Below are 20,899 nucleotides of genomic sequence, written 5' to 3' on the forward strand. Positions count from 1 at the left end.
CCAGTTTGTCACTGCCGACGATTTTGGCCCGGGCTCTTCAACGGGTATCGTGGGACGACGGTGCGGCTTCCGCGTCGACTCTTGCGTGCCCAGTCTGAGATTCTCAGGATCTACCTGGAATTTCCTGCCACCGGCCCACGTTTTGTAGTCGTAGTCGATGCTGCGCCGCGGCGGGCGCAAGCACATACACAAGTAAGCCAGACACGGAGGATCGCCGGAGAGTAATGGCCAAGAAAGACGGTGCCATCGAGGTCGAGGGCCGGGTGGTCGAGCCCCTGCCCAATGCGATGTTTCGCATTGAGCTGGAGAACGGTCACAAGGTGCTCGCCCACATCAGCGGCAAGATGCGGCAGCACTACATCCGTATCCTGCCGGAAGACCGGGTGGTCGTGGAGTTGTCTCCCTACGACCTGTCCCGCGGACGCATCGTCTACCGGTACAAGTAGCTCCGGATCGTCCAGCCGCCCAGAAGACGTAAGCCAACCAGCGATTAGAACAGGACCCCAGCAGCCGTGAAGGTGAACCCCAGCGTCAAGCCGATCTGCGACAAGTGCAGGGTGATCCGTCGGCACGGCCGGGTCATGGTGATCTGCTCGGACCCGCGCCACAAGCAGCGTCAGGGCTAGCTAGCAGTCGCCGGCCCGGCGTAGCCGGGCACCAGCCACAACTGAATGCAGACCTCCCAGTACCAGTGAATGGCTGGCATCTTTAGAGATGGGCCAGTTCACATACGCCCGGATCGGAGGCCGGGCCCCGGAGCTGTCAGCCGGGAACGGGCTGGGATCACAACCTCCGCTACGAAAGAGGAATGCCACCCATGGCTCGACTTGTGGGCGTCGACCTGCCGCGCGATAAGCGCATGGAGATCGCGCTGACCTACATCTACGGCATCGGCCGTACCCGCTCCAACGAAATCCTGGCTGCCACCGGTATCGACAAGGACCAGCGCAGCAAGGACCTCACCGACGAGCAGCTCACCGCGCTGCGCGACTACATCGAAGGCAACCTGAAGGTCGAGGGTGATCTGCGCCGCGAGGTGCAGGCCGACATCCGTCGCAAGATCGAGATCGGCTGCTACCAGGGCCTGCGGCACCGTCGCGGCCTGCCGGTGCGCGGCCAGCGGACCAAGACCAACGCGCGCACCCGCAAGGGCCCCAAGCGCACCATCGCCGGTAAGAAGAAGGCCAGGTAATCGTCATGCCACCGAAGAAAACCACCGGGCCCAAGAAGGGTCAGAAGACCCGGCGGCGGGAAAAGAAGAACATCCCGCACGGTGCCGCGCACATCAAGAGCACCTTCAACAACACGATCGTGACGATCACCGACCCGCAGGGCAACGTCATCGCCTGGGCGTCGTCGGGTCACGTCGGGTTCAAGGGCTCGCGCAAGTCGACTCCGTTCGCCGCGCAGCTGGCCGCCGAGAACGCCGCCCGCAAGGCGCAGGAACACGGCGTGAAGAAGGTCGACGTGTTCGTGAAGGGCCCGGGTTCGGGCCGCGAAACCGCGATCCGCTCGCTGCAGGCCGCCGGTCTGGAGGTCGGCGCAATTTCCGACGTCACGCCGCAGCCGCACAACGGTTGCCGTCCGCCCAAGCGGCGCCGGGTCTAGGAGGTTTAGAAAGAGATGGCTCGTTACACCGGACCCGCCACCCGCAAGTCCCGCCGGCTGGGCGTCGACCTGGTCGGCGGCGACCAGGCATTCGAGAAGCGGCCCTACCCGCCCGGCCAGCACGGCCGCGCGCGGATCAAGGAAAGCGAATACCGGCTGCAGCTGCAGGAGAAGCAGAAGGCGCGCTTCACCTACGGCGTGATGGAGAAGCAGTTCCGCCGCTACTACGAGGAAGCGGTGCGCCGCGGCGGCAAGACCGGCGAGGAACTGCTGCGCATCCTGGAGAGTCGGCTGGACAACGTCGTCTACCGGGCCGGCCTGGCCCGCACCCGTCGGATGGCCCGCCAGCTGGTCAGCCACGGCCACTTCACCGTCAACGGTGTGAAGGTCGACGTGCCCAGCTACCAGGTGTCGCAGTACGACATCATCGACGTCAAGGACAAGTCACTTAACACGGTGCCGTTCCAGATCGCCCGGGAGACCGCGGGCGACCGCCCGATTCCGGGTTGGCTGCAGGTGGTCGGGGAGCGGCAGCGCATCCTGGTCCACCAGCTGCCGGAGCGCGCGCAGATCGACGTTCCGCTCACCGAGCAGCTGATCGTCGAGTTCTACTCGAAGTAACACCCTGCACTGAGCTGTGCAGGACCGACCGGCATCAAATAGCGGGTGCCGAGAAGGAGATAGAAAACAATGCTGATCTCGCAGCGACCGACCCTGTCCGAAGAGGTTGTGGCCGACAACCGGTCTCAGTTCGTCATCGAACCGCTGGAGCCGGGTTTCGGTTACACCCTGGGGAACTCGCTTCGGCGCACCCTGCTGTCGTCGATCCCCGGCGCGGCCGTCACCAGCATCCGCATCGACGGTGTGCTGCACGAGTTCACCACTGTCCCCGGCGTCAAAGAGGATGTCACCGACATCATCTTGAACCTCAAGGGCCTGGTGGTGTCCTCGGAGGAGGACGAGCCGGTCACCATGTACCTGCGCAAGCAGGGCCCGGGCGTCGTCACCGCCGGTGACATCGTGCCGCCGGCGGGCGTGACGGTGCACAACCCCGACATGCACATCGCCACCCTCAACGACAAGGGCAAGCTCGAAGTCGAGCTGATCGTCGAGCGCGGTCGCGGTTACGTCCCGGCCGTGCAGAACAAGGTCTCCGGTGCCGAGATCGGCCGGATCCCGGTCGACTCGATCTACTCGCCGGTGCTCAAGGTGACCTACAAGGTCGAGGCCACCCGTGTCGAGCAGCGCACCGACTTCGACAAACTGGTGCTGGACGTGGAGACCAAGAACTCCATCAGCCCGCGTGACGCGCTGGCCTCGGCCGGCAAGACGCTGGTCGAATTGTTCGGTCTGGCACGGGAACTCAACGTCGAGGCCGAGGGTATCGAGATCGGGCCGTCGCCCGCCGAGGCGGACCACATCGCGTCGTTCGCGCTGCCGATCGACGACCTGGACCTGACCGTGCGGTCCTACAACTGCCTCAAGCGCGAGGGTGTGCACACGGTCGGGGAGCTGGTGGCGCGCACCGAGTCCGACCTGCTCGACATCCGTAACTTCGGGCAGAAGTCCATCGACGAGGTCAAGGTGAAGCTGCACCAGCTCGGTCTGTCGCTCAAGGACAGCCCGGCCAGCTTCGACCCGTCGCAGGTGGCCGGCTACGACGTCGCCACCGGCACCTGGTCGGCCGACACCGGCTATGACGAGCAGGACTACGCCGAGACCGAGCAGCTCTAGCAGAATTCCGTCCCGGCCCTACCTGATACGGGGGCCGGCCCCATTTAGGAGAAGTCGCAATGCCCAAGCCCACCAAGGGTCCCCGTCTCGGCGGGTCGTCCTCGCACCAGAAGGCGCTGCTGGCCAACCTGGCCACCTCGCTGTTCACGCACGGCCGGATCAAGACGACCGAGCCGAAGGCGCGGGCATTGCGGCCGTACGCCGAGAAGCTGATCACCCACGCCAAGAAGGGCACGCTGCACAACCGGCGTGAGGTGCTCAAGAAGATCCGCGACAAGGACGTGGTGCACTCGCTGTTCGCCGAGATCGCCCCGCACTTCGCGGACCGCAACGGCGGCTACACCCGCATCATCAAGGTCGAGGCGCGTCAGGGCGACAACGCCCCGATGGCCGTGATCGAGCTGGTCCGGGAGAAGACGGTGACCTCCGAGGCCGAGAAGGCGCGCAAGGCGGGTGCCAAGGCGGCCAAGGCCGAGAAGCCGGCCAAGGCCGAGAAGGCCGAGAAGCCGGCTGAGGAATCCGCCGAGACCGAGAAGGTTGAGGAGCCGGCCGCTGAGGCTGCGGCTTCCGAAGCTTCTGAGGCCACCGAGACGGCCGAGGCCACCGACGAGTCCTGAGTCCGGGGCCGAAGTTCGGCTTCGGCTCGACATCGCCTACGACGGCACGGATTTCGCCGGCTGGGCGGTACAGAACGGGCAGCGCACCGTCGCCGGCGTTCTCGAAGAGACGCTGGCGACGGTGTTTCGCACTCCGGTGCGCCTCTTCGCGGCGGGGCGTACCGATACCGGCGTGCACGCCACCGGGCAGGTGGCACACATCGACGTTCCGACCGGGGCACTGCGGCACGCCTACTCGCGGACCCGGCGGGACGGCGAGCCGGAATTCCTCGCGCTCACACGCCGGTTGGCGCGTTTCCTGCCGGTGGACGTCCGGGTGCTGCGAGTGCAACGGGCGGCGCCGGACTTCGATGCCCGATTCTCGGCGCTGCGGCGCCATTACGCCTACCAGCTCTCGACCGCGCCGTATGGGGTGACGCCGCAGCTGGCCCGCTACGTCACCGCCTGGCCGCGCCCGCTGGATGTCGACGCGATGACCGAGGCATCACGAAACCTGTTGGGCCTGAACGACTTCGCGGCGTTCTGCCGTCACCGCGAGGGCGCTACCACCATCCGGGATCTGCAGCGGCTGGACTGGGAGCGTGAGGGCGATCTGGTTACCGCGCATGTCAGCGCCGACGCGTTCTGCTGGTCGATGGTGCGCTCCCTGGTCGGGGCGGTGCTGGCGGTCGGCGAACACCGCCGCAGTGCCACCTGGTGCGCCGACCTGCTGCATGCCACTCGCCGGTCCAGTGATTTCACCGCCGCCCCGGCGCGCGGCCTGACCCTGGTCGGGGTCGACTACCCGCCGGACGATCAGCTGGGGGCGCGCAGTGTGATCACCCGGGACCTGCGGACGCGCTGAGCGGCGCGCGCTAAAAGGCAACGACAGCTAGAGCAGGCCCGCGACGAACGAGGCGGCCTGGTTGGTCATGCCGGGGGTGTAGCCGGAGTGGGCGGCGAAGTTGCGCCCGGGGGAGCAGACCGGGTCGCCGTCGGTGCACAGGTCGATCGTCTTGAACCCATAGGCGGGGCTGTTCGTCAGGGGCTGGCCGATCTTGTTCGAGGGGTTGCCGAACACCGCGATCGCCGCGATGTGGTCGGCTGCCTCGGGCGGCAGCGGCGCGGTGAACCCGAAGCCGGGCACCGGCGCGGCGGCCACCACGTCGACGATCGCCGCACCCTGCGAGTACCCGCCGAGAACCAGGCGGGTGCCCGGGCAGTTCTCCACCATCCACATGATGTGGCCGCTGGCGTCGTTGGCGCCGTCGGCCGCCCGTCCGAAGTCGTAGCTGGCCGGGTAGTTCACCGCATAGGTACCGATGGAGCGGGAGGTCTGACCCCGCAGTGCGCTGACGAAGGCGTCACCGACGCGGCCCAGCCCCGGCGGCTCGTTGGTGCCCCGCGCGAACACCACCTCGGCGTCCGGGCACCCCTCGGCGGAAGCCGTCGGGGACGGGACGGGGCTGACCAGCAGCGCTGCAGCGGCGGCGCAGGCCGCCAGGATGCGGTATGCCTTCACAGCGAAGGATATTAACGAAACAAAAAATTGATGTGCTAACTAACCTGGTCGTTGCAGGTCAGCGCGCCAGGGGTTGGGTGTCGGGCGCGGGGCCGGCGGCGCGGAGCCGGCCGGCGATGAAGTTGGCCGCCTGGCTCGTCAGCGCCGGGATGTACCCGTCGGTGTGGTCGGTCCATTCGTTGCCCGGGCCCTCATGGCAGATCGGGTCACCCGGGTTGCACAAGTCGATGGCTTTGGAGCCGAACAGGGCGCTCTGCACGCTGATCGGACCGCCGGCGCGATCGGCCGGGTTGCCGAAGGTCGCGACCGCCACCACCTGATCGGCGTATTCGGCCGGCAGCTGGTTGCCCCAGGTGATGCCGCCGACCTGGGTGCCGGTGACGATGTCGATCACCGAGGCGCCCTGGGAGTAGCCACCCAAGACCAACTGGGTGTCGGGGCAGACGTTGGCGGCGTCCTTGACGCGCCGGATCACGTCATTGGCGCCATCGCCGCCACCGAGCTGCAGCCGGCCGGCGGGGTAGTTCACCCCGTATTCGTCGACCCGCTTGGAGGTTTGCTGGCGCAGCGAGTCGATCATCGCCCGGCCCACCCGGCCGACACCGGGCGGCTCGCTGGTGCCGCGGGCGAAGATGACCTCCACGTCGGGACAGTCGTAGGCGCCGGCCGACGGGATGACCGCGGGAGCCACGACCGGGACGGTTAGCAGTGCGCCCGCCATCAACGTCGCACAAAAAATGCTGCTCAACTGAACAAAACGCATAGCGGAATGGTACCGAAGCCGGTTTCCGGCGCGGACAGGCCTGTGGATGGCCGTACGCCGTCGGCCGCTGCCGCGGTTAGCGTCGTCGGCACGGGAACGGGGGCGCATGACGGCACCAACGACGACACAGCTGCAGCTGGGTGCGCACCGATTCGCCGCCCACCGATTGGAGCGTGCGCTGCGGTGCGGGCAGCCGGCCGGCGGTCCCGCGCCGGGCCGGGCCGGGCTGGGTCTGGGCTGCCTGATCAGTGTGATCGTGGTGGCCGGCGCTCTGGTGTTGGCCGTCGTGCGGCCGCAACCGGGCCTCGGTGACGCGCCGATCCTGCTCGACCGCGCCTCTGGGGCGCTGTATGTCCGGGTCGGCGACACAGTCCATCCGGTGTTCAACCTCGCCTCGGCGCGCCTGATCGCCGGCCCTGCCACCCCGCGGCCGGTCGCCGGAACCGAGATCAGCAGGGCCCGGCGGGGGCCGCCGCTGGGCATCCCCGGTGCCCCCGGCGCGCTCGGCGCGGCGTTGGCGGCGACGGCGACCTGGTCGCTCTGCGACGACCCGGCCGGCACCACGTTGATCGCCGGGGCCGACCCGCCGCACCCGGCGGGTATCGACGCCGACGAGGCCGTGCCGGTCAGCTCGGAGTCGGCAGCTGTCTACCTGGTGCGGCGCGGCCGGCGGACACCGGTCAACCCGGCCGATCCGGTGCTGGAATCCGCGGCGCCGCGGCGGGTGTCGTCGCTGTTGCTCAATGCGGTTCCCGAGGCCCCGCCGGCGAAAGACTTCGCCGGCCGGGTCGCCGAGTGGCCGGCCGCGGCGGTGACGCTGTGCGCCCATTGGCGGGCCGACGATCCGGTCGGCGTCACGCTCTCTGCCGGTGTGGGCCTGCCGCTGCCGACGGGCGCGACGCCGACGGTGCTGGCCCAGGCCGATGGCCCGGGCCCCGCCTTGGACGCGGTGTATCTGCCGCCGGGCCGCAGCGCCTACCTGCGGGCGGCCGGTGTCTCCGGCCGAACCGGTGGGGCCGGCTACCTGATCGACGAGACCGGGGTGCGGTTCACCGTCGAGGACACCGCCGCGGCACGCAGCCTGGGCCTGCCGGAGACGCCCGCCGGGGTGCCGTGGCCGATGCTCGCCGGGCTGCCGGCCGGCCCGCGGCTCAGTCGCGAGCAGGCGCTGCGGGCGCACGATGTCGTGCTGCCAGCGCCCGGCCGGTGAGCACCGCCAGCAGCAGCGCCAGCAGCCCACCGGTGCCGGTGATGGCGGTGCGCAGCCCGGCCGGAGCCGTGACGGGTTCGACAATCGGCGGGGCCGACGGTGCCGGACGGGCCGGTTCGGGAACCCGCCGGACGGTCGGTGCCGCCTCGAAGCTGACGGCCGCCAGCGGATCGATCACCCCGGCGCCGACGACGTCGTCGCGCCCGCCGGGCGGGTGGCGCGCGGTGGCCTTGATCCGGTCCATCACCTGCCGTGGTGTCCAGTCCGGGAAGCGGGCCCGGATCAGCGCCGCCAGACCGCTGACCACCGGCGCGGCGAAGCTGGTGCCGCCGGCGTTGGTTGCCATCGCATCACCGACGGTGCTCAGCGACAGCACTGCCTCGCCGGGCGCGGCCACGTCGACCCACGGGCCGGCGCGGGTGAACGCCGAGGGGGCGCCATGGGCATCCACCGAACCGACCGTCAGCACGTAGTCGTCGTACCAGGCCGGGCTGACGATCATCGGCCGCTCGGCATCGCAGCCGTCGTCGGTGTTGCCCGCCGCGCTGACCACGACGGCGTTCTTCGCCTCGACCGCATACGCCAGCGCGGCGCCGAGTGCCCGGTCGTCCAGGCCGGAGCCCTCGGGCCGGCAGGCCACCGCGGAGATGTTGATCACCGCCGCCCCCAGATCGGCGGCGATGCGCACCGCCTTCGCCAGGGTGTCGACGTCGCCGACCCCCGGTCCGTCGCCAATGGTGCCGAATCGGGTGCTGGACTGGCGGATGCCGATCACGGTCGCCAGCGGCGCCACACCACTGAACCGGTCGGCGGGATCCGGTGCGGCCCCGACGATGCCGGCGACCAGGGTGCCGTGCCCGTCGCAGTCCTGGGTGCCGTTGCCGGTGAACACATAGTCGCCGCCGCCCACCAGCCCGGGCAGCCGTCGATGCGGCGCGACGCCGGTGTCGATCACCGCCACCCGCTGGCCGGCGCCGCGGGTGAGCGCCCAGACCGCCGGCAGGTCCAGCCCCTCGAGCTGGGTCCCGGACGCAGCGGGATCCAGCGTTGGCACCGCGCACGCGTCCCGCTGCACGGTGGGCCGTGCCGGTGCGGCCGGCGCCGCGGCGGGCAGCCGGGAGCTGTCGATCGGGGGTGGTGCGACCGCGTTCGCCGGCGGCACGCACTGGGTCGTCCCGGCGATGGCAGCGGCGGCGGCCATCCGGGCGACCCTGGTGCTGCGCACGCTCAGCCCAGACCCAGTCCGCGGGCGGCGCCGTAGGCCCCGCAGAGCCAGCAGGCCAGGGGCACCAGCATGCCCAGCGCTAAGCTCTCCAGTACCTCGGCGCCGCGGCGGGCCCACGGGGATGCGGGCGGTGCGGTGAAGCCGAAAACCACTGCGGCACCGGCCAAGGCCGCCGCCACCGCGGCCGGCCACGGCCCGCAACCCGCGGTGAGAACGGCGATCCCGATGGTGGTGACCCCACCCGCCAGCAGCGCCGCGATCTGTGAGCCGTCGGTGTGGGAGCGGGCGCGTAGCAGCAAGGCCGCGCCTGCCGCCGCTGCGAACGCGACACCGACCGGTCGGGGCACGCCGTCGACCGGTTGCCCGGCGGCGACGCCGACGGTACCCAGCACCGCTGCGACTGCTGACGCGGCGACCAGACCGGTCAGCAGGTCGTGGGCCTCGCGGGCCGGACCGCGGGTCATCACCGCGATCCGGCTCGCGGCCCGGATCAGGCCGACGGCGCCGGCCGCCGTGACAGCGCCGACGGCTTGCCCTGAGATACCGGTTGCGGCACAGCTCATCCCGACGACGGCGGCGGCTACCGCCAACCCGGCCAAGCAACACAACGTCGTGCGCAGCGCACCGCTACATCCGCTTGCCGGTAGCGCAGCGGCGGCCACGGTCCCGGTAGCTGCGAGAGCCAACAGCGCATTCGGGGTGCCGGGCCCGCCGGGAACGGCCACGAAACCCGCGACGCCGGCCAGGGTGGATGCCGCGAGCGCGGCGGCGAGCCGGCGAGCGACCGGGCTCCACGGTCGGGCCGATGCACGAACCACAGCGGCCACCTGCTCGGCCGGATCGTCGAAGCGCGGCTCCGCCGGGATGTCGTCCGCGCGCGTCAGCACCAGCACTGATCCGTCTCCGATTCCCTGCTGGCCCAACGTCTTCGCGGCATCCAGTGGTGCCCGCCCCGGCAGACTCAGCCGGTAGGGGCGCAGCGCCTGTGGGCCGTCCCGGCGCGGCAAGAGGTCGACAACAGACGCGATCAGCGCCGCCACCGGCACCCCCGCCGGTAGCGCCAGATCCGCGTGAACCGTATCGGTGTGCACCGCGACCCGGCGCAGACCCGAATCGGCGATCGACACGTCTCGCCTCCTCTCTCGCCTTCGCGCACCGTAGCGCGATGGCGGCCCACGTGTTTGCGGTGTTCCACAGCTGACTTGCCGGTCGTTCGCCGGCTATCTACGGTGTGCCGATGAGTGCGCCGGGATGCGCCGCGAGCCCGCCGCCGGCACCGCCGGTCGGTGAAATCGTCGTTGCCGCACCGCCATCGGTGCCACGACCGGATTCACCGGTGATGCTGGCCCGGCTGCTGCCCGCTGTCACGGCCGTGGGGATGCTCACGATCACGGCGGTGCTCTACCGCTCGGGTGCCGCGGTGGCGCGCAGCCCGGTGTTCGCGCTGCTGCCGGTGATGATGCTGGCCTCGGCGGTGGCGGCTGCGCTGTCCGGGCGAAGCCGCGGCCGCAACGACATCGACGACGACCGGGACAACTACCTGGCTTATCTTGCTGCGCTGCGCGACTCGGTGACCGCCACCGCCGCCTGCCAGCGCTCGTTTCTGGCGTGGGCGCATCCTGAGCCGGACGCGTTGTGGATGCTGGCCGGCAGCGCCCGGATGTGGGAGCGCCGACCCGGCGACGCTGACTTCGGCCGGGTCAGGGTCGGGATCGGATCGACCCGCCTGGCCACCCCGCTGCTGCCGCCACCGGAGGATCCGGCGCGTCGCATCGACCCGGCCACCGATACCGCGCTGAGCCGTTTCCTCGACACCCATGCGACGGTGCCCGCCGTGCCGATCGCGGTGCCGCTGCTGGGTGCGGAACCCCTGCTGCTGGACGGCGACGGCGACCGCGCGCGGGGGCTGCTGCGCGCGATGATCTGCCAGCTGGCGATGCTGCACGCCCCGGATGTGCTGCTGATCGCCGCCGTCACCGACTCGTCCGGGCACTGGGACTGGCTGAAATGGCTACCGCACCACCAACATCCGTCATTCGGCGACGCCACCGGACCGCTCCGGCTGACCTACCCCAGCCTGGCGGCCGCGGAGGCCGCGCTGGCCGGCCGGCGCGCGGTGGTGGTCATCGACAGCGCCGGCCTATCGGTGGTGCAGGTCGGCGTCCGGGGCACGGCGCGGCGGCTTAGCGTGAGCGCGACGACGCTGAGCGATCCCGACGGCACCCGGCCGGACTACCTGAGTGCCGCCGAGGCGGTGGTGTGCGCGCAGCGGCTCGCCGCGCACACGGTGACCGCGACCGGCTGTGGGGGTTCGATGGACTGGGCGCAGCTGCTGGGCATCGACAATATCGACCATCACGAGCCGGCCGAGGGGTGGGCCGGCGCACCGGCGCAGCGGTTGTGCGTCCCGATTGGCACCGACCCGGACGGAAACCCGGTGCGGCTGGACATCAAAGAGGCCGCCGAGCGGGGCAGCGGGCCGCACGGGCTGTGCATCGGCGCCACCGGCTCGGGCAAATCGGAGTTCCTGCGCACCCTGGTGCTCGGTATGACAGTTCGGCACTCACCGGAAGACCTCAACCTGGTGCTGGTCGACTTCAAGGGCGGCGCAACCTTTCTCGGATTCGAGCAAGCCCCCCATGTCGCCGCGGTCATCACCAACCTCGCCGATGAGGCGCCGCTGGTGGAACGGATGCGCGACGCTCTGGCCGGTGAGATGCACCGGCGCCAGGAACTACTGCGCGCCGCGGGCGTGCCGGGTATCAGCACCTATACGCAGGCCCGGCGGGCCTCACAGATGGCCCTGCCGGCCCTGCCGGTGCTGCTCGTCATCGTCGACGAATTCTCCGAACTGCTTGACCAACAGCCCGATTTCATCGACACGTTCGTCGCGATCGGCCGGCTGGGGCGCTCCCTGGGCATGCACCTGCTGTTGGCCAGCCAGCGGCTCGAGGAGGGCCGGCTGCGCGGTTTGGAATCGCACCTGTCTTACCGGGTGTGCCTCAAGACGGTGACGGCTGCCGAGTCCCGGCTGGTGCTGGGAGTGCCGGATGCCCACGAGTTGCCCAATGAGCCCGGGGCGGGATATCTGCGCACCGCCGACGCCGAGGTCACCCGATTCCAGACGTCCTACGTCTCCGGCGGGTGCCCGGCTCCCCGGCCGGCCCCGCGCGAGGCGCGACTGTTCACCGCCGCGCCGAGCGGCCCGGCAACGACGGCACCCGAGCCGGACGGGCGAACCGTGCTACAGGCAATGCTTCAGCGGATCGCCGGGCACGGCCCGGCGGCGCGGCGAGTGTGGTTGCCGCCGCTGGCAGCTTCGCCGGCGCTAGGGGAACTGCTCGACGGCGAGCATCGCGGACTGAGCGTGCCGATCGGAATCGTCGACCGGCCCGTCGAACAACGGCGCACCCCGCTGTCGGTCCGCCTCGACGGCGCCGGCGGGCACGTCGCCGTCGTCGGCGCGCCCCGGACCGGTAAGTCGACGACACTGACCACCCTGATCGCTGCCCTCAGCGCCAGCCACGACGCGACGCGGGTGGTGTTCTACTGCGTGGACTTCGGTGGGGGCGCACTGTCCGCGCTGGGTGGGCTGCCGCAGGTGGGCTCGGTGGCCGGTCCGGGGCAGCCCGATCTGGTGCAGCGCACGATCGTCGAGATGGAGGCGATCCTGCAACGGCGGGAACAGGCCGGCGCGGTCGGCCGGGCCGCGGACGTGTTCCTGGTGATCGACGGATGGGCAGCCCTGTGCCGCGAACCCGACCTGGAGACAAGGATCACCGCCTTGGCCCGGCGCAGCCTGTCCTTCGGTATGCATGTGGTGTTGTCCGCCTCGCGGTGGGCCGAGGTGCGGCCAGCGCTACGCGACCTGATCGGCACCCGCATCGAGCTGCGGCTGGGCGACCCGGCCGAATCCGAGCTGGACCGCCGACAGGCGCAGCGGGTGCCCGTCGACCGGCCCGGGCGCGGCCTGACACCCGAGGGCCTGCACATGCTGGTGGCACGCCCGCAAGGGTGGGAACCGTTGCAGCACCAGGACCATGTTGCGCCGCCGATCCCGCTGCTGCCGACCGTGGTCGAGCGCGCTGAACTGATTGCGGCGGCCGGTGGCCAGCTCGTGCTGGGAGCCGACGAACGCGGCCCGGTCACAGTCGATTTCGGTCGGCAGCCGCATCTGCTGATCCTGGGCGACAACGAGTGCGGAAAGTCGACGGTGTTGCGCACCTTGTGCCGGGAGCTGGTGCGGACGCGCACCGCCGATCAGGCACGGCTGCTGGTGGTCGACTACCGGCGCAGCCTGCTGGGGGCCGTCGACACCGAGCACCTGGCCGGCTACGCGATGTCCGCGGCGTCGTGTGCCGCTCTGCTTCCGGACCTGATCGACCGCTTGGCCCGGCGGATGCCCGCGCCGGATATCGACCCGCAGCAACTGCGCGACCGGTCGTGGTGGACCGGCCCGCAGATGTATGTCCTGGTCGATGACTACGACGTGGTGGCCACCGCCGCGGGCAATCCGCTCATGCCGCTGCTGGAATACCTGCCCCATGCAGCCGATCTGGGGCTGCACCTGGTGGTCGCTCGCCGTAGCGGCGGCGCGGCCCGGTCGATGTACGAGCCGGTGCTGGCCGCACTGCACGACCTGGGCGCGATGGGGCTGGTGATGAGCGGCGACCCGGCCGATGCCGCGCTGATCGGATCCGTTCGGCCGCGAGCGCTTCCGCCCGGGCGCGGCACCCTGGTCACCCGGGCCGGCGGTGAGCGGCTGATCCAGGTGGCCTGGGAGCCGTGACGCACTGCGCCGTCATCGAGGTCGGCCCGGCAACGGTTCACCGGCTGTGTTGCGGTGCCAGCGAAACCTTCGATGCTGCAGCGGCTTTGGAATGGATCGACGAGCCGATCGCGCTGGTGGACGGGGAGCCGGTCGAGGTGCCGCAGCTGCTGCGCAGTGTGCTTGCCTGCCCGGAGCCCACCGAGTCGATGGAGATCATCCACCCCTCGTGGTGGCCGGCGCGTCGGGTGCAACGGGTCACCGCAGCCGCCCGTGGCCTGGCCGAGGACATCGTCACCCGGCCGCGATCAGCGGTGCTGTCCAACGCATTCCAGGCAACCGCGGTGGTGGAGATCGCTGAGCAGCTGGTGGCCATCACCGTCGCCAGAATCACTGCCGAACCGCGCGTCGGCGCTCCCGGGGAGGTGGCCGCGGCAGTGGCGGACCGGGTGCTGGCCGGGGTACCGCATTCCGGTGCCACGGTGGTCATCGATGCCCCCGCCGGGATCGGCGGGGCCGGCGCACTGGCGGCGCTGATCGCCGACCGGCTGCGGGGTGCTGCGCAGGTGGCGGTTGTCGACGAGCTGCCCGCCGAGCGGGCTGCTGAACGCGCCGCGACGCCGGAACCGGCCTCAGCGATGGCCCAACCCGAACGCAGCCGCGCAAGGCTGCCGCTGGCCCTCGCGGCCGCGCTGGCTGTGGTCGGGTTAGCCCTGCGCGCACACCACGATGCGCCGCCCGAACCGGCGACGTATCTGGTGGAGGGCCGGGTGGCGGTGCAGGTGCCGGCGGACTGGTCGGTGCGCCGGGTCACCGCCGGCCCCGGCTCGGCCCGAGTGGAGGTGGCCTCCCCGATCGACCCCCGACTGGTGCTGCACATCACCCAGGCGCCCGCCGCCGGTGAAACCCTCGCCGCCATCGCCGAACCCTTGCACCGGGCAATGCAAGTCGCCGACGCGGACGCGCCCGGAGTGTTCGTCGGCTTCGATCCGGCCGGCAGCAGCGCAGGCCGTCCGGCGGTGACCTACCGGGAGATTCGCGACGACCATCACGTCGACTGGGCGGTGCTGGTCGACCGCGCGGTGCGGATCGGCATCGGCTGCCAGAGCGGACCGGAAGGCGCCGATGCGCTGCGCCCGGTGTGCGAACAGGCGGTGCGCTCGGCCCACGCCGTCACCTGAGCATCACCGGCCGGCAGGGATCTGCGCCACTGACTGGGGGTGGTGCCGTGAGCTTGGCGGAACTGGCGGGTGAAGTAGGCCGCGTCGGGAAGCCCGACCCGCTGGCCGATCTCGGTGATCGACAGCCGGGTATCGGTCAGTAGGCGACGGGCTTCGCCCATGCGGCGTTGGGTGATCCATTCCAGCACCGTGCGTCCGGTACGGCGGCGCACGATCGTGGTCAGATGCCCCGGCGACACGGAAACCTCGTGCGCCACCTCGCGCAGTGACAGCGGCTCGGTGAAGCGCCGGTCGATTGTCGCAAATACCTCGGCCAGCAGCGGCTCGTCGCCGTGGCGCAGTTCGAGTACCGTGTCGCCGGCCGCCCGGGTGAGGATGATCAGCAGCAGGGTCAGCAGCGCTGACACCGCCTCCTGACACCCCTCCCGCCGTTGCCGGAGTTCGCATTTCATCGAATCGAGGGTGGCGGTGAACGCCGCTAGATCGGAAGCGGGCAGCTCCAGACGCAGCAGCCCTCCGTCGCGCTCGTGCAGGAACAGCCGCAGCAGCGGATGTGTCTGCCAGGTCAGCCACGGCGACGCGCCGTCACCACCTACCGCGGCCGGATCGAAGAACACCGCGGTGCCGTCGTCGGCGCATTCGACCCCCGTCGCGTCAACGGTGGCGCCCATCGCGACCACGTAGACCAGGCCGGCCGCCCGGTTGCACCACAGCGCCGGGAAGTTGTGGATCTGGCCGTGCTCGGAGAGCTTTTCCTTGCCCACCTTGGCCACCACCACCGGTGGCGTATGTGGATCGATCGGGTACTCGTAGACCTTCACTCCGGCGCGCTGACGAACCAACCGGGCGGAACGAAGCATGGCGCCGACAATAGTCCAAACTTGCGAAAAAACGTCCTAACTTCGCGACAAAACGATGCATAGCCTTAACGCGTGCTGATAACGACAAGTCGCGTCACCTGGGGATTCAGGAGTCACCGCGGTTTTGCGGTGGATATCGGCTGGTCGTCATCTGAGAGACACCCATGATCCTTTCCCGCACGTCAATTTAGCGTCCAACCCCCCTTGGCAGCCGCCACAACCTCGAGGAGATATCCCTTGCGCACAGCAATCCGCCCCTACGCCACCGCCGGTGTCGCGATCGTGGGCGCCGGCCTGATCGCCGCCACCCCGGTGGTCGCCCCGCTGCCCCAGACCGGCACGGTGCGCGATGTCGCGCTGGCTGCGACCAGCGCCTGGGACGCGGTGTTCAACGCCGCGCAGCAGAACATGACGCAGATCATGAACAACTACTACCTGGCGCCGGGTGTGGCGTTCCAGCAGTTCATAGCCAACCAGAACGACTATGCCCAGCAGCTGCTGGATGACCCGACGAACCTCACCTACGTCACCGAGCAGATCCGCCACAACCTCGATGCCCTGCTGACCGGCTACACGCTGAGCAACCCCACTCAGGAAACACTCGAAATCGTCATGAGCCACACCCTGGCCGCCGGCGACTCCTCGACCTTCGCGATGGGCTGGTATGACCTGTTCGCCGGGCCGCTGTCGTCGATCATGGGCGGGATGTTCCCGGCGGACATGATGCCGATCATCCACTTCCTGTCGTCGCCGTTGAGTGGATTGATCATGGGCTCGCTGGGCCCGTGGATCTCGCCGATGGTCGCGCTGCTCAACAGCATCAATGACGGTGACAACTTCTCCGACACCCTGGCCAACATGTTCGGCGCCTCGCTGAACGGCGCCACGCTCAACCTGGACAGCATGCTGCCGATGATCAATGAGGCCGCCGGGGACTACCTGCCGGACGGCATGGGGATCGGGCACCTGGACATCGCGTTCGGCGGCTGGCTCACCGCCGGCCATGTCGCGATCGACCCGTATCAGGTGCTCGGCGCCAACGGCGAGGTGGTGGCCGAGACGCCCGCGGTGGGCGGCTCGATCCTCAACAGCGTCGGGCTCGAGCTCACCGGCGCCCCGGTGGTCGGCAGCCTCAACATCGAAAGCAACGCAGTCGGCCCGATCGGGGCGATGCTGGGCCTGGGCCAGACCATCGGCGCGTTGCTGGGCTCCGGCTGGGACGGCAAGGGTGCGGTGCCGGTCACCCCGCCGCTGGCGGGCAGCGACCTGCCGCTGATCCCCACCGACCTCGACGACGGCGGCGCCGGTGACGCGTTGGGCACCGATGCGTTCGCCGAACTGCTGGCCGGGCTGGGTCTGTAGATCCCGCCAAAATCGTTCCCCCACCCGTTTTTTCACACGAGAGGCATTCCCACATGACTCACCGCAAGCGCAACCGGATGATCGGTGCCGGCAGCACCGCCGCGGCGTTCCTGGCGTTCGGCATGACGCCGCTGGCGCCGGCGCCCGCCGCCCAGGCCGACTTCTTCGAGGACCTGTTCAGCTTCGACTGGATGGTCCCGACCGCCGACGTCGACGTGGCCGGCTCGGCCGCTGGTTTGGAAGCCTTCGACATCTCCGGTCTGATGGGCGACTTCAACACTGCCACGCTGTTCGACCAGCTGTTCTACACCCCGCTGCACACGCTGACCGAGGCCTGGATCAACAGTGACCTCGGTGAGATGGTCAACGGCGCCATCAACACCATGGCCGGGCAGTACCTGATCGGCGACGGCATCGACGGCACCGCGGAGAACCCCGACGGCGGCCACGGCGGGCTGTGGTTCGGCGATGGTGGCGCCGGGTGGAACAGCGATGAGGCCGGGGTGGCCGGCGGCAACGGTGGCAACGCCATCGGCTTCGGCAACGGCGGCGCCGGCGGCGACGGTGGAGCGGGTGCCGCCGGCGGCAACGGCGGTATCGGTGGCACGTGGATGGGCCACGGCGGTGACGGCGGTGCCGGCGGCGCCGGTGCCATCGGCTACCTCAACGGCGGCAACGGTGGCGACGGCGGTGCGGCGATGGCCTGGATGTTCGGCAATGGCGGCGCCGGCGGGGCCGGTGGTGTCGGCGCCGACGGCGCCAAGGGCAGCTTCGCCAACGGCGGCAACGGCAATGGCGGAGCGGGCGGCACCGGCGGCAACGGTGGTACCGGCGGCGTCTCCGGTTACCTGTTCGGCAACGGCGGCGCCGGCGGTGCGGGCGCTGCGGCCGGTAACGCCGGCGACGGCGCCGACGGCACCGCCGACCACCACGACGGCGGCAACGGCGCTGCCGCCACGTACGCCACCGGCCGCGGCGGTGCGGGCGGCCTGGGCGGCGCCCGCGGCTCCAACTTCTACGACTCGCCGCTTTACGGCAGCGCCGGCCAGTCCGGCAACGGCGGGCACGGCGGCAACGGCGGCGCCGGTGGTGACGGCTTCAAGGACGCGGCCGGCAACTACCTCGGCAACGGCGGCTCCGGCGGTACCGGCGGTGACGGCGGCGCCGGATACGCCGGCGGCAACGGCGGCAACAGCGGCGACGGCGGAACCGGCATCAACGGCGGCAACGCCGGCGGCTGGGCCGGCAGTGGCGGCTACGGCATGGGCAACTCCGCCACCACCCAAGGCGCCACCGGTGTCGGCGGCGTCGGCGGCAACGGCGGCGTCGGCGGTGACGCCACCGGCGCGGTCGGGGTGACCGGCACCGCCGGCAACGGCGGCACCGGGGGCCAGGGCGGCTACGGCGGTGACCTGGACGGCGGGCGCGGCGGCGATGCCGGGCAGGCCGGGGCCGGCGGCAACGGCGCCACCACCGACGACACCATCAAGACCATCGGCGGCCGCGGCGGCTACGGCGGGGGCGGCGGCAACGGCCACACCGCCGGTGTCAGCACCGACGGCGCGGCCGGCGGCACCGGCACCTACAAGGGCGGTGACGGTGGCGGCGGCGGCAACGGCGCCAACGGCATCAACGGCGGGGCAGGCGGCAACGGCGCCGACGGCGGCGTGGCCACCGGCTGGAAGGACGCCGACGGCACCATCTGGAGCATCGGCGGCAACGGCGGCAACGGCGCCCTCGGCGGTTCGACCACCACCAACATCCTCACCGGTGGCACCGGTGCCGGCGGTGCCGGCGGCCTGGGCGGCAACGGCGCCGACGGCGCGACCGGCCCCGGCGTGGTCAGCATCGGCGGCAATGGCGGGAACGGCGGCGGCGGCGGCACCGGCAACGGCGAGGGCGGAGCCGGTAGCGCTGGCGGCAACGGCGGCAACGGCACCGCATCCGGTGGCAACGGCGGCAGGGGCGGCAACGGCTCCTGGGACGCCGGTGCCGGTGTCGGTGGTGCTGGGGGCACCGGTGGCAACGGCGGCAATAGCGGCGGCGTCGAGACTCCGGCCAACACCCTGGGCCTTGGGCCCAGTCGCGCCGGCAACGGCGGTGACGGTGGCCTCGGTGGCGGTGGCGGGCAGAACGGCGGCGGTGTCGGCGGTGTCGGCGGTACCGGCGGTAACGGTGGTAACGGTGCCGGCGATGTCAACGGCGGCAACGGCGGCAACGGCGGCGGCGGCGGCACCGGTGGCGCCGGCACACTTGGATCAACCACCAACAACCCGATTACCGGCACCCCCGGCAAGACGCCCGGTGGTGACGGCGGCGACGGCAGCAATGGCTCGGTCGGCGGCAAGGGCGGCAACGGCGGCAGCTCGGAGAACGGAGTCGGCGGCAACGCCGGCAACGGCGGCCGTGGCGGTGACGGCGGGCGCGGCGGTGACGGCGGTGCCGGTGGCGTCAACCCCGACACCGGCGCGGGCCTGGCCGGCGGCAACGGCGGCAACGGCGCCAACGGCGCGGCCGGTGGCGCCGCAGGCACGGCCGGACAGGGCGGTGCCGGCAATGGCACCACGGGTACCGCGGGTGCCGCAGGTGCAGGAGGTGCCGCTGGTGCCGGTGGCACAGGCGGCGCCGGTGACCCCGTCGGTGCTGACGGCAACCCCGGCACCCCGGGCAACCCCGGCTAGGCAGCAGTCCCTCGACACGGTCGCCGGGTCCCTCACGGGGCCCGGCGACCGTTTCCATTTCTCCTGGCTCGTGGCTGGGGGAACCGAATTCGCCTCGCCCCCGTCGAACTACATATCAGCCATCGACCGATATGGGAGAGAGACGTGAGCCCATCCACCACACTCAACGCCGACTTCGACGTCATGCTCGCCGTCGCGGCGGCCACCGACGCTCGCAACGAAGAGATCCGCGGCATGCTGCAGGCGTTCGTCGCCCGGATGCGGGCCGTGCCGCCGTCGGTCTGGTCAGGGATGGCAGCAGCCCGATTCCAGGATGTGCTGGACCGCTGGAACAGCGAATCCCTGAGCTTGCACCACGCGCTACAGCGCATCGCCGAGACCATCCGCCACAACGAGCGCGCGTTGCGGGAGGTGGCCGAGACCCACTCGCACCACATCGCCGCCGCTGGCGACGGGATCTGAGATGCACACCGCACTGTCGTACAACTTCGAGGAGATCGAATACGCCGTCCGTCAGGAGATCCACTCCACGGCCAGCCGGCTCAACGGCGCGCTGGAACAGCTGCGATCGCAGATCGCACCGCTGCAGCAGGTGTGGACCCGGGAGGCCGCCGGTGCCTATCACGCCGAACAACTCCGGTGGCAGCAGGCCGTGGCCGCACTGAACCAGATCCTGTTCGAATTGGGCCGCGCGGTGCGCGACGGCGCGGCGGACGTCGCCGACGCCGATCGCCGGGCCGCGGGAGCTTGGGGGCGGTAGGAGAGACCACCCCCGAACAACGGTGTGGCCCCGACGGATGGAGAGCCGACGGGGCCACACCGGCTCAAGATTCCCTTTGCCCCCGGGTGAGCGTGTGCACGCCGTTCCGGGCGGCCGTCGAACAGCTCGTCGATACAGCTACGCCGAACTTCGGGGTGCAGTGGCGCCGCCCGATGACCCGTACCGGCACTTCGACCAGGATCGCAAGGCCGCTGGGAAACCGGGCCGGCCCGAAGAGGCGATCGCGGACTGGCTCAAGGCACCGGGCCGTGACGTGTCGGTCCGGTCTGTCGATGCGCGGAATGCCGGCATTCAAGGGCCGGGCTGGACGATTCCCGATGGCGTCATCGACGCCGCGGGCGTCACTGTCGAATTCAAGACCATCGAGACCCCGTCCATCAGGGCGATCCGGGACAGCGTCGCGCAGTTGGGGAGGCAATCGCCGTATGGCGTTTTGGATCTCCGCAAAGCCGTAGGAGTGAGCAGAGACCTGGCGCGGTCCGCGCTGGTTCGCGAAGTCGGCACGTCGGGGCTTCGGCTAGCGCAGATCGTGGTGGTCCTGGGCGACGATGAGCACCTAGAATGGCGAAATGAATAGCGCCGGAGTTTACGTGAGCCCCGCTGCTGTG

The 20,899-nt window shown here is 70.6% G+C and carries 20 protein-coding genes and 1 pseudogene; 16 read left to right on the forward strand and 5 right to left on the reverse strand.

All coding sequences use genetic code 11. The features are described from left to right. Positions 1-224 precede the first annotated feature (224 nt). The 8 genes from infA (at position 225) to truA (ending at position 4,803) form a co-directional block, all read left to right on the forward strand. Positions 225-446: a translation initiation factor IF-1 gene (infA, locus tag AC5Y4Q_RS02440; protein ID WP_003418601.1), complete on the forward strand. Its 222-nt coding sequence runs from the start codon at positions 225-227 to the stop codon at positions 444-446. Positions 447-512: 66 nt separating this feature from the next. Continuing rightward, positions 513-626: a 50S ribosomal protein L36 gene (rpmJ, locus tag AC5Y4Q_RS02445; protein WP_003879483.1), complete on the forward strand. Its 114-nt coding sequence runs from the start codon at positions 513-515 to the stop codon at positions 624-626. 191 nt (positions 627-817) lie between these two features. Then, positions 818-1,192: a 30S ribosomal protein S13 gene (gene rpsM / locus AC5Y4Q_RS02450; protein WP_064923439.1), complete on the forward strand. Its 375-nt coding sequence runs from the start codon at positions 818-820 to the stop codon at positions 1,190-1,192. 5 nt (positions 1,193-1,197) lie between these two features. Beyond that, a complete protein-coding gene (gene rpsK, locus AC5Y4Q_RS02455; RefSeq protein WP_064923441.1) occupies positions 1,198-1,608 on the forward strand; it encodes a 30S ribosomal protein S11 in 411 nt (136 codons plus the stop codon). A 15-nt stretch (positions 1,609-1,623) separates the two neighbouring features. After that, positions 1,624-2,229, forward strand: a complete 606-nt coding sequence (gene rpsD / locus AC5Y4Q_RS02460; protein ID WP_064923443.1) for a 30S ribosomal protein S4 — start codon at positions 1,624-1,626, stop codon at positions 2,227-2,229. Positions 2,230-2,298: 69 nt separating this feature from the next. Further along, positions 2,299-3,342: a DNA-directed RNA polymerase subunit alpha gene (locus AC5Y4Q_RS02465; RefSeq protein ID WP_064923445.1), complete on the forward strand. Its 1,044-nt coding sequence runs from the start codon at positions 2,299-2,301 to the stop codon at positions 3,340-3,342. Positions 3,343-3,401: 59 nt separating this feature from the next. Continuing rightward, a complete protein-coding gene (gene rplQ, locus AC5Y4Q_RS02470) occupies positions 3,402-3,959 on the forward strand; it encodes a 50S ribosomal protein L17 (RefSeq protein ID WP_064923447.1) in 558 nt (185 codons plus the stop codon). Further along, positions 3,919-4,803, forward strand: a complete 885-nt coding sequence (gene truA / locus AC5Y4Q_RS02475; protein WP_499958292.1) for a tRNA pseudouridine(38-40) synthase TruA — start codon at positions 3,919-3,921, stop codon at positions 4,801-4,803. The genes rplQ and truA overlap by 41 nt, the downstream gene beginning before the upstream one ends. 27 nt (positions 4,804-4,830) lie before the next feature. Here the strand turns inward: truA and AC5Y4Q_RS02480 are convergent, their stop codons facing one another. Further along, a complete protein-coding gene (locus AC5Y4Q_RS02480) occupies positions 4,831-5,460 on the reverse strand; it encodes a cutinase family protein (protein ID WP_064923449.1) in 630 nt (209 codons plus the stop codon). Positions 5,461-5,518: 58 nt separating this feature from the next. Then, positions 5,519-6,223: a cutinase family protein gene (locus AC5Y4Q_RS02485; protein ID WP_499957818.1), complete on the reverse strand. Its 705-nt coding sequence runs from the start codon at positions 6,221-6,223 to the stop codon at positions 5,519-5,521. A gap of 106 nt (positions 6,224-6,329) precedes the next feature. Between AC5Y4Q_RS02485 and eccB the strand changes: the two genes are divergently transcribed. Next, on the forward strand, positions 6,330-7,433 hold the full coding sequence (gene eccB, locus AC5Y4Q_RS02490) for a type VII secretion protein EccB (protein WP_499957820.1): 1,104 nt from the start codon (positions 6,330-6,332) through the stop codon (positions 7,431-7,433). Here the strand turns inward: eccB and mycP are convergent. Beyond that, positions 7,375-8,634, reverse strand: a complete 1,260-nt coding sequence (mycP, locus tag AC5Y4Q_RS02495; RefSeq protein WP_499957822.1) for a type VII secretion-associated serine protease mycosin — start codon at positions 8,632-8,634, stop codon at positions 7,375-7,377. The two genes, eccB and mycP, sit on opposite strands and share 59 nt — an antisense overlap. A gap of 26 nt (positions 8,635-8,660) precedes the next feature. Next, positions 8,661-9,785: an EsaB/YukD family protein gene (locus AC5Y4Q_RS02500; RefSeq protein ID WP_499957824.1), complete on the reverse strand. Its 1,125-nt coding sequence runs from the start codon at positions 9,783-9,785 to the stop codon at positions 8,661-8,663. A 110-nt stretch (positions 9,786-9,895) separates the two neighbouring features. Between AC5Y4Q_RS02500 and eccCb the strand changes: the two genes are divergently transcribed. Then, positions 9,896-13,447 carry a type VII secretion protein EccCb gene (gene eccCb / locus AC5Y4Q_RS02505; protein WP_499957826.1) on the forward strand — a complete coding sequence of 1,184 codons (3,552 nt, stop codon included), beginning with the start codon at positions 9,896-9,898 and terminating at the stop codon, positions 13,445-13,447. Beyond that, a complete protein-coding gene (locus AC5Y4Q_RS02510; protein ID WP_499957828.1) occupies positions 13,444-14,607 on the forward strand; it encodes a type VII secretion-associated protein in 1,164 nt (387 codons plus the stop codon). The genes eccCb and AC5Y4Q_RS02510 overlap by 4 nt, the downstream gene beginning before the upstream one ends. A 32-nt stretch (positions 14,608-14,639) precedes the next feature. Here AC5Y4Q_RS02510 and AC5Y4Q_RS02515 read toward each other — a convergent pair. After that, positions 14,640-15,467: pseudogene (locus AC5Y4Q_RS02515) on the reverse strand (helix-turn-helix transcriptional regulator); the annotation flags it as partial. A gap of 237 nt (positions 15,468-15,704) precedes the next feature. Between AC5Y4Q_RS02515 and gjpA the strand changes: the two are divergent. From gjpA to AC5Y4Q_RS02540, 5 genes are all read left to right on the forward strand, one after another. Further along, on the forward strand, positions 15,705-16,829 hold the full coding sequence (gene gjpA / locus AC5Y4Q_RS02520; protein WP_499957830.1) for an outer membrane porin GjpA: 1,125 nt from the start codon (positions 15,705-15,707) through the stop codon (positions 16,827-16,829). Between the two features lie 53 nt (positions 16,830-16,882). After that, positions 16,883-19,510 (forward strand): PGRS repeat-containing protein, encoded by a 2,628-nt coding sequence (locus tag AC5Y4Q_RS02525; RefSeq protein ID WP_499957832.1) that lies wholly within the window; start codon positions 16,883-16,885, stop codon positions 19,508-19,510. Positions 19,511-19,654: 144 nt separating this feature from the next. Then, complete coding sequence (locus AC5Y4Q_RS02530) at positions 19,655-19,972, forward strand: WXG100 family type VII secretion target (RefSeq protein WP_064920235.1); 318 nt, start codon at positions 19,655-19,657, stop codon at positions 19,970-19,972. Between the two features lies 1 nt (position 19,973). Continuing rightward, positions 19,974-20,270: a WXG100 family type VII secretion target gene (locus tag AC5Y4Q_RS02535; protein ID WP_064920234.1), complete on the forward strand. Its 297-nt coding sequence runs from the start codon at positions 19,974-19,976 to the stop codon at positions 20,268-20,270. A 160-nt stretch (positions 20,271-20,430) separates the two neighbouring features. After that, a complete protein-coding gene (locus tag AC5Y4Q_RS02540) occupies positions 20,431-20,868 on the forward strand; it encodes a hypothetical protein (RefSeq protein WP_499957840.1) in 438 nt (145 codons plus the stop codon). Positions 20,869-20,899 lie beyond the last annotated feature (31 nt).

Source organism: Mycobacterium sp. NGS16, from assembly GCF_059813225.1.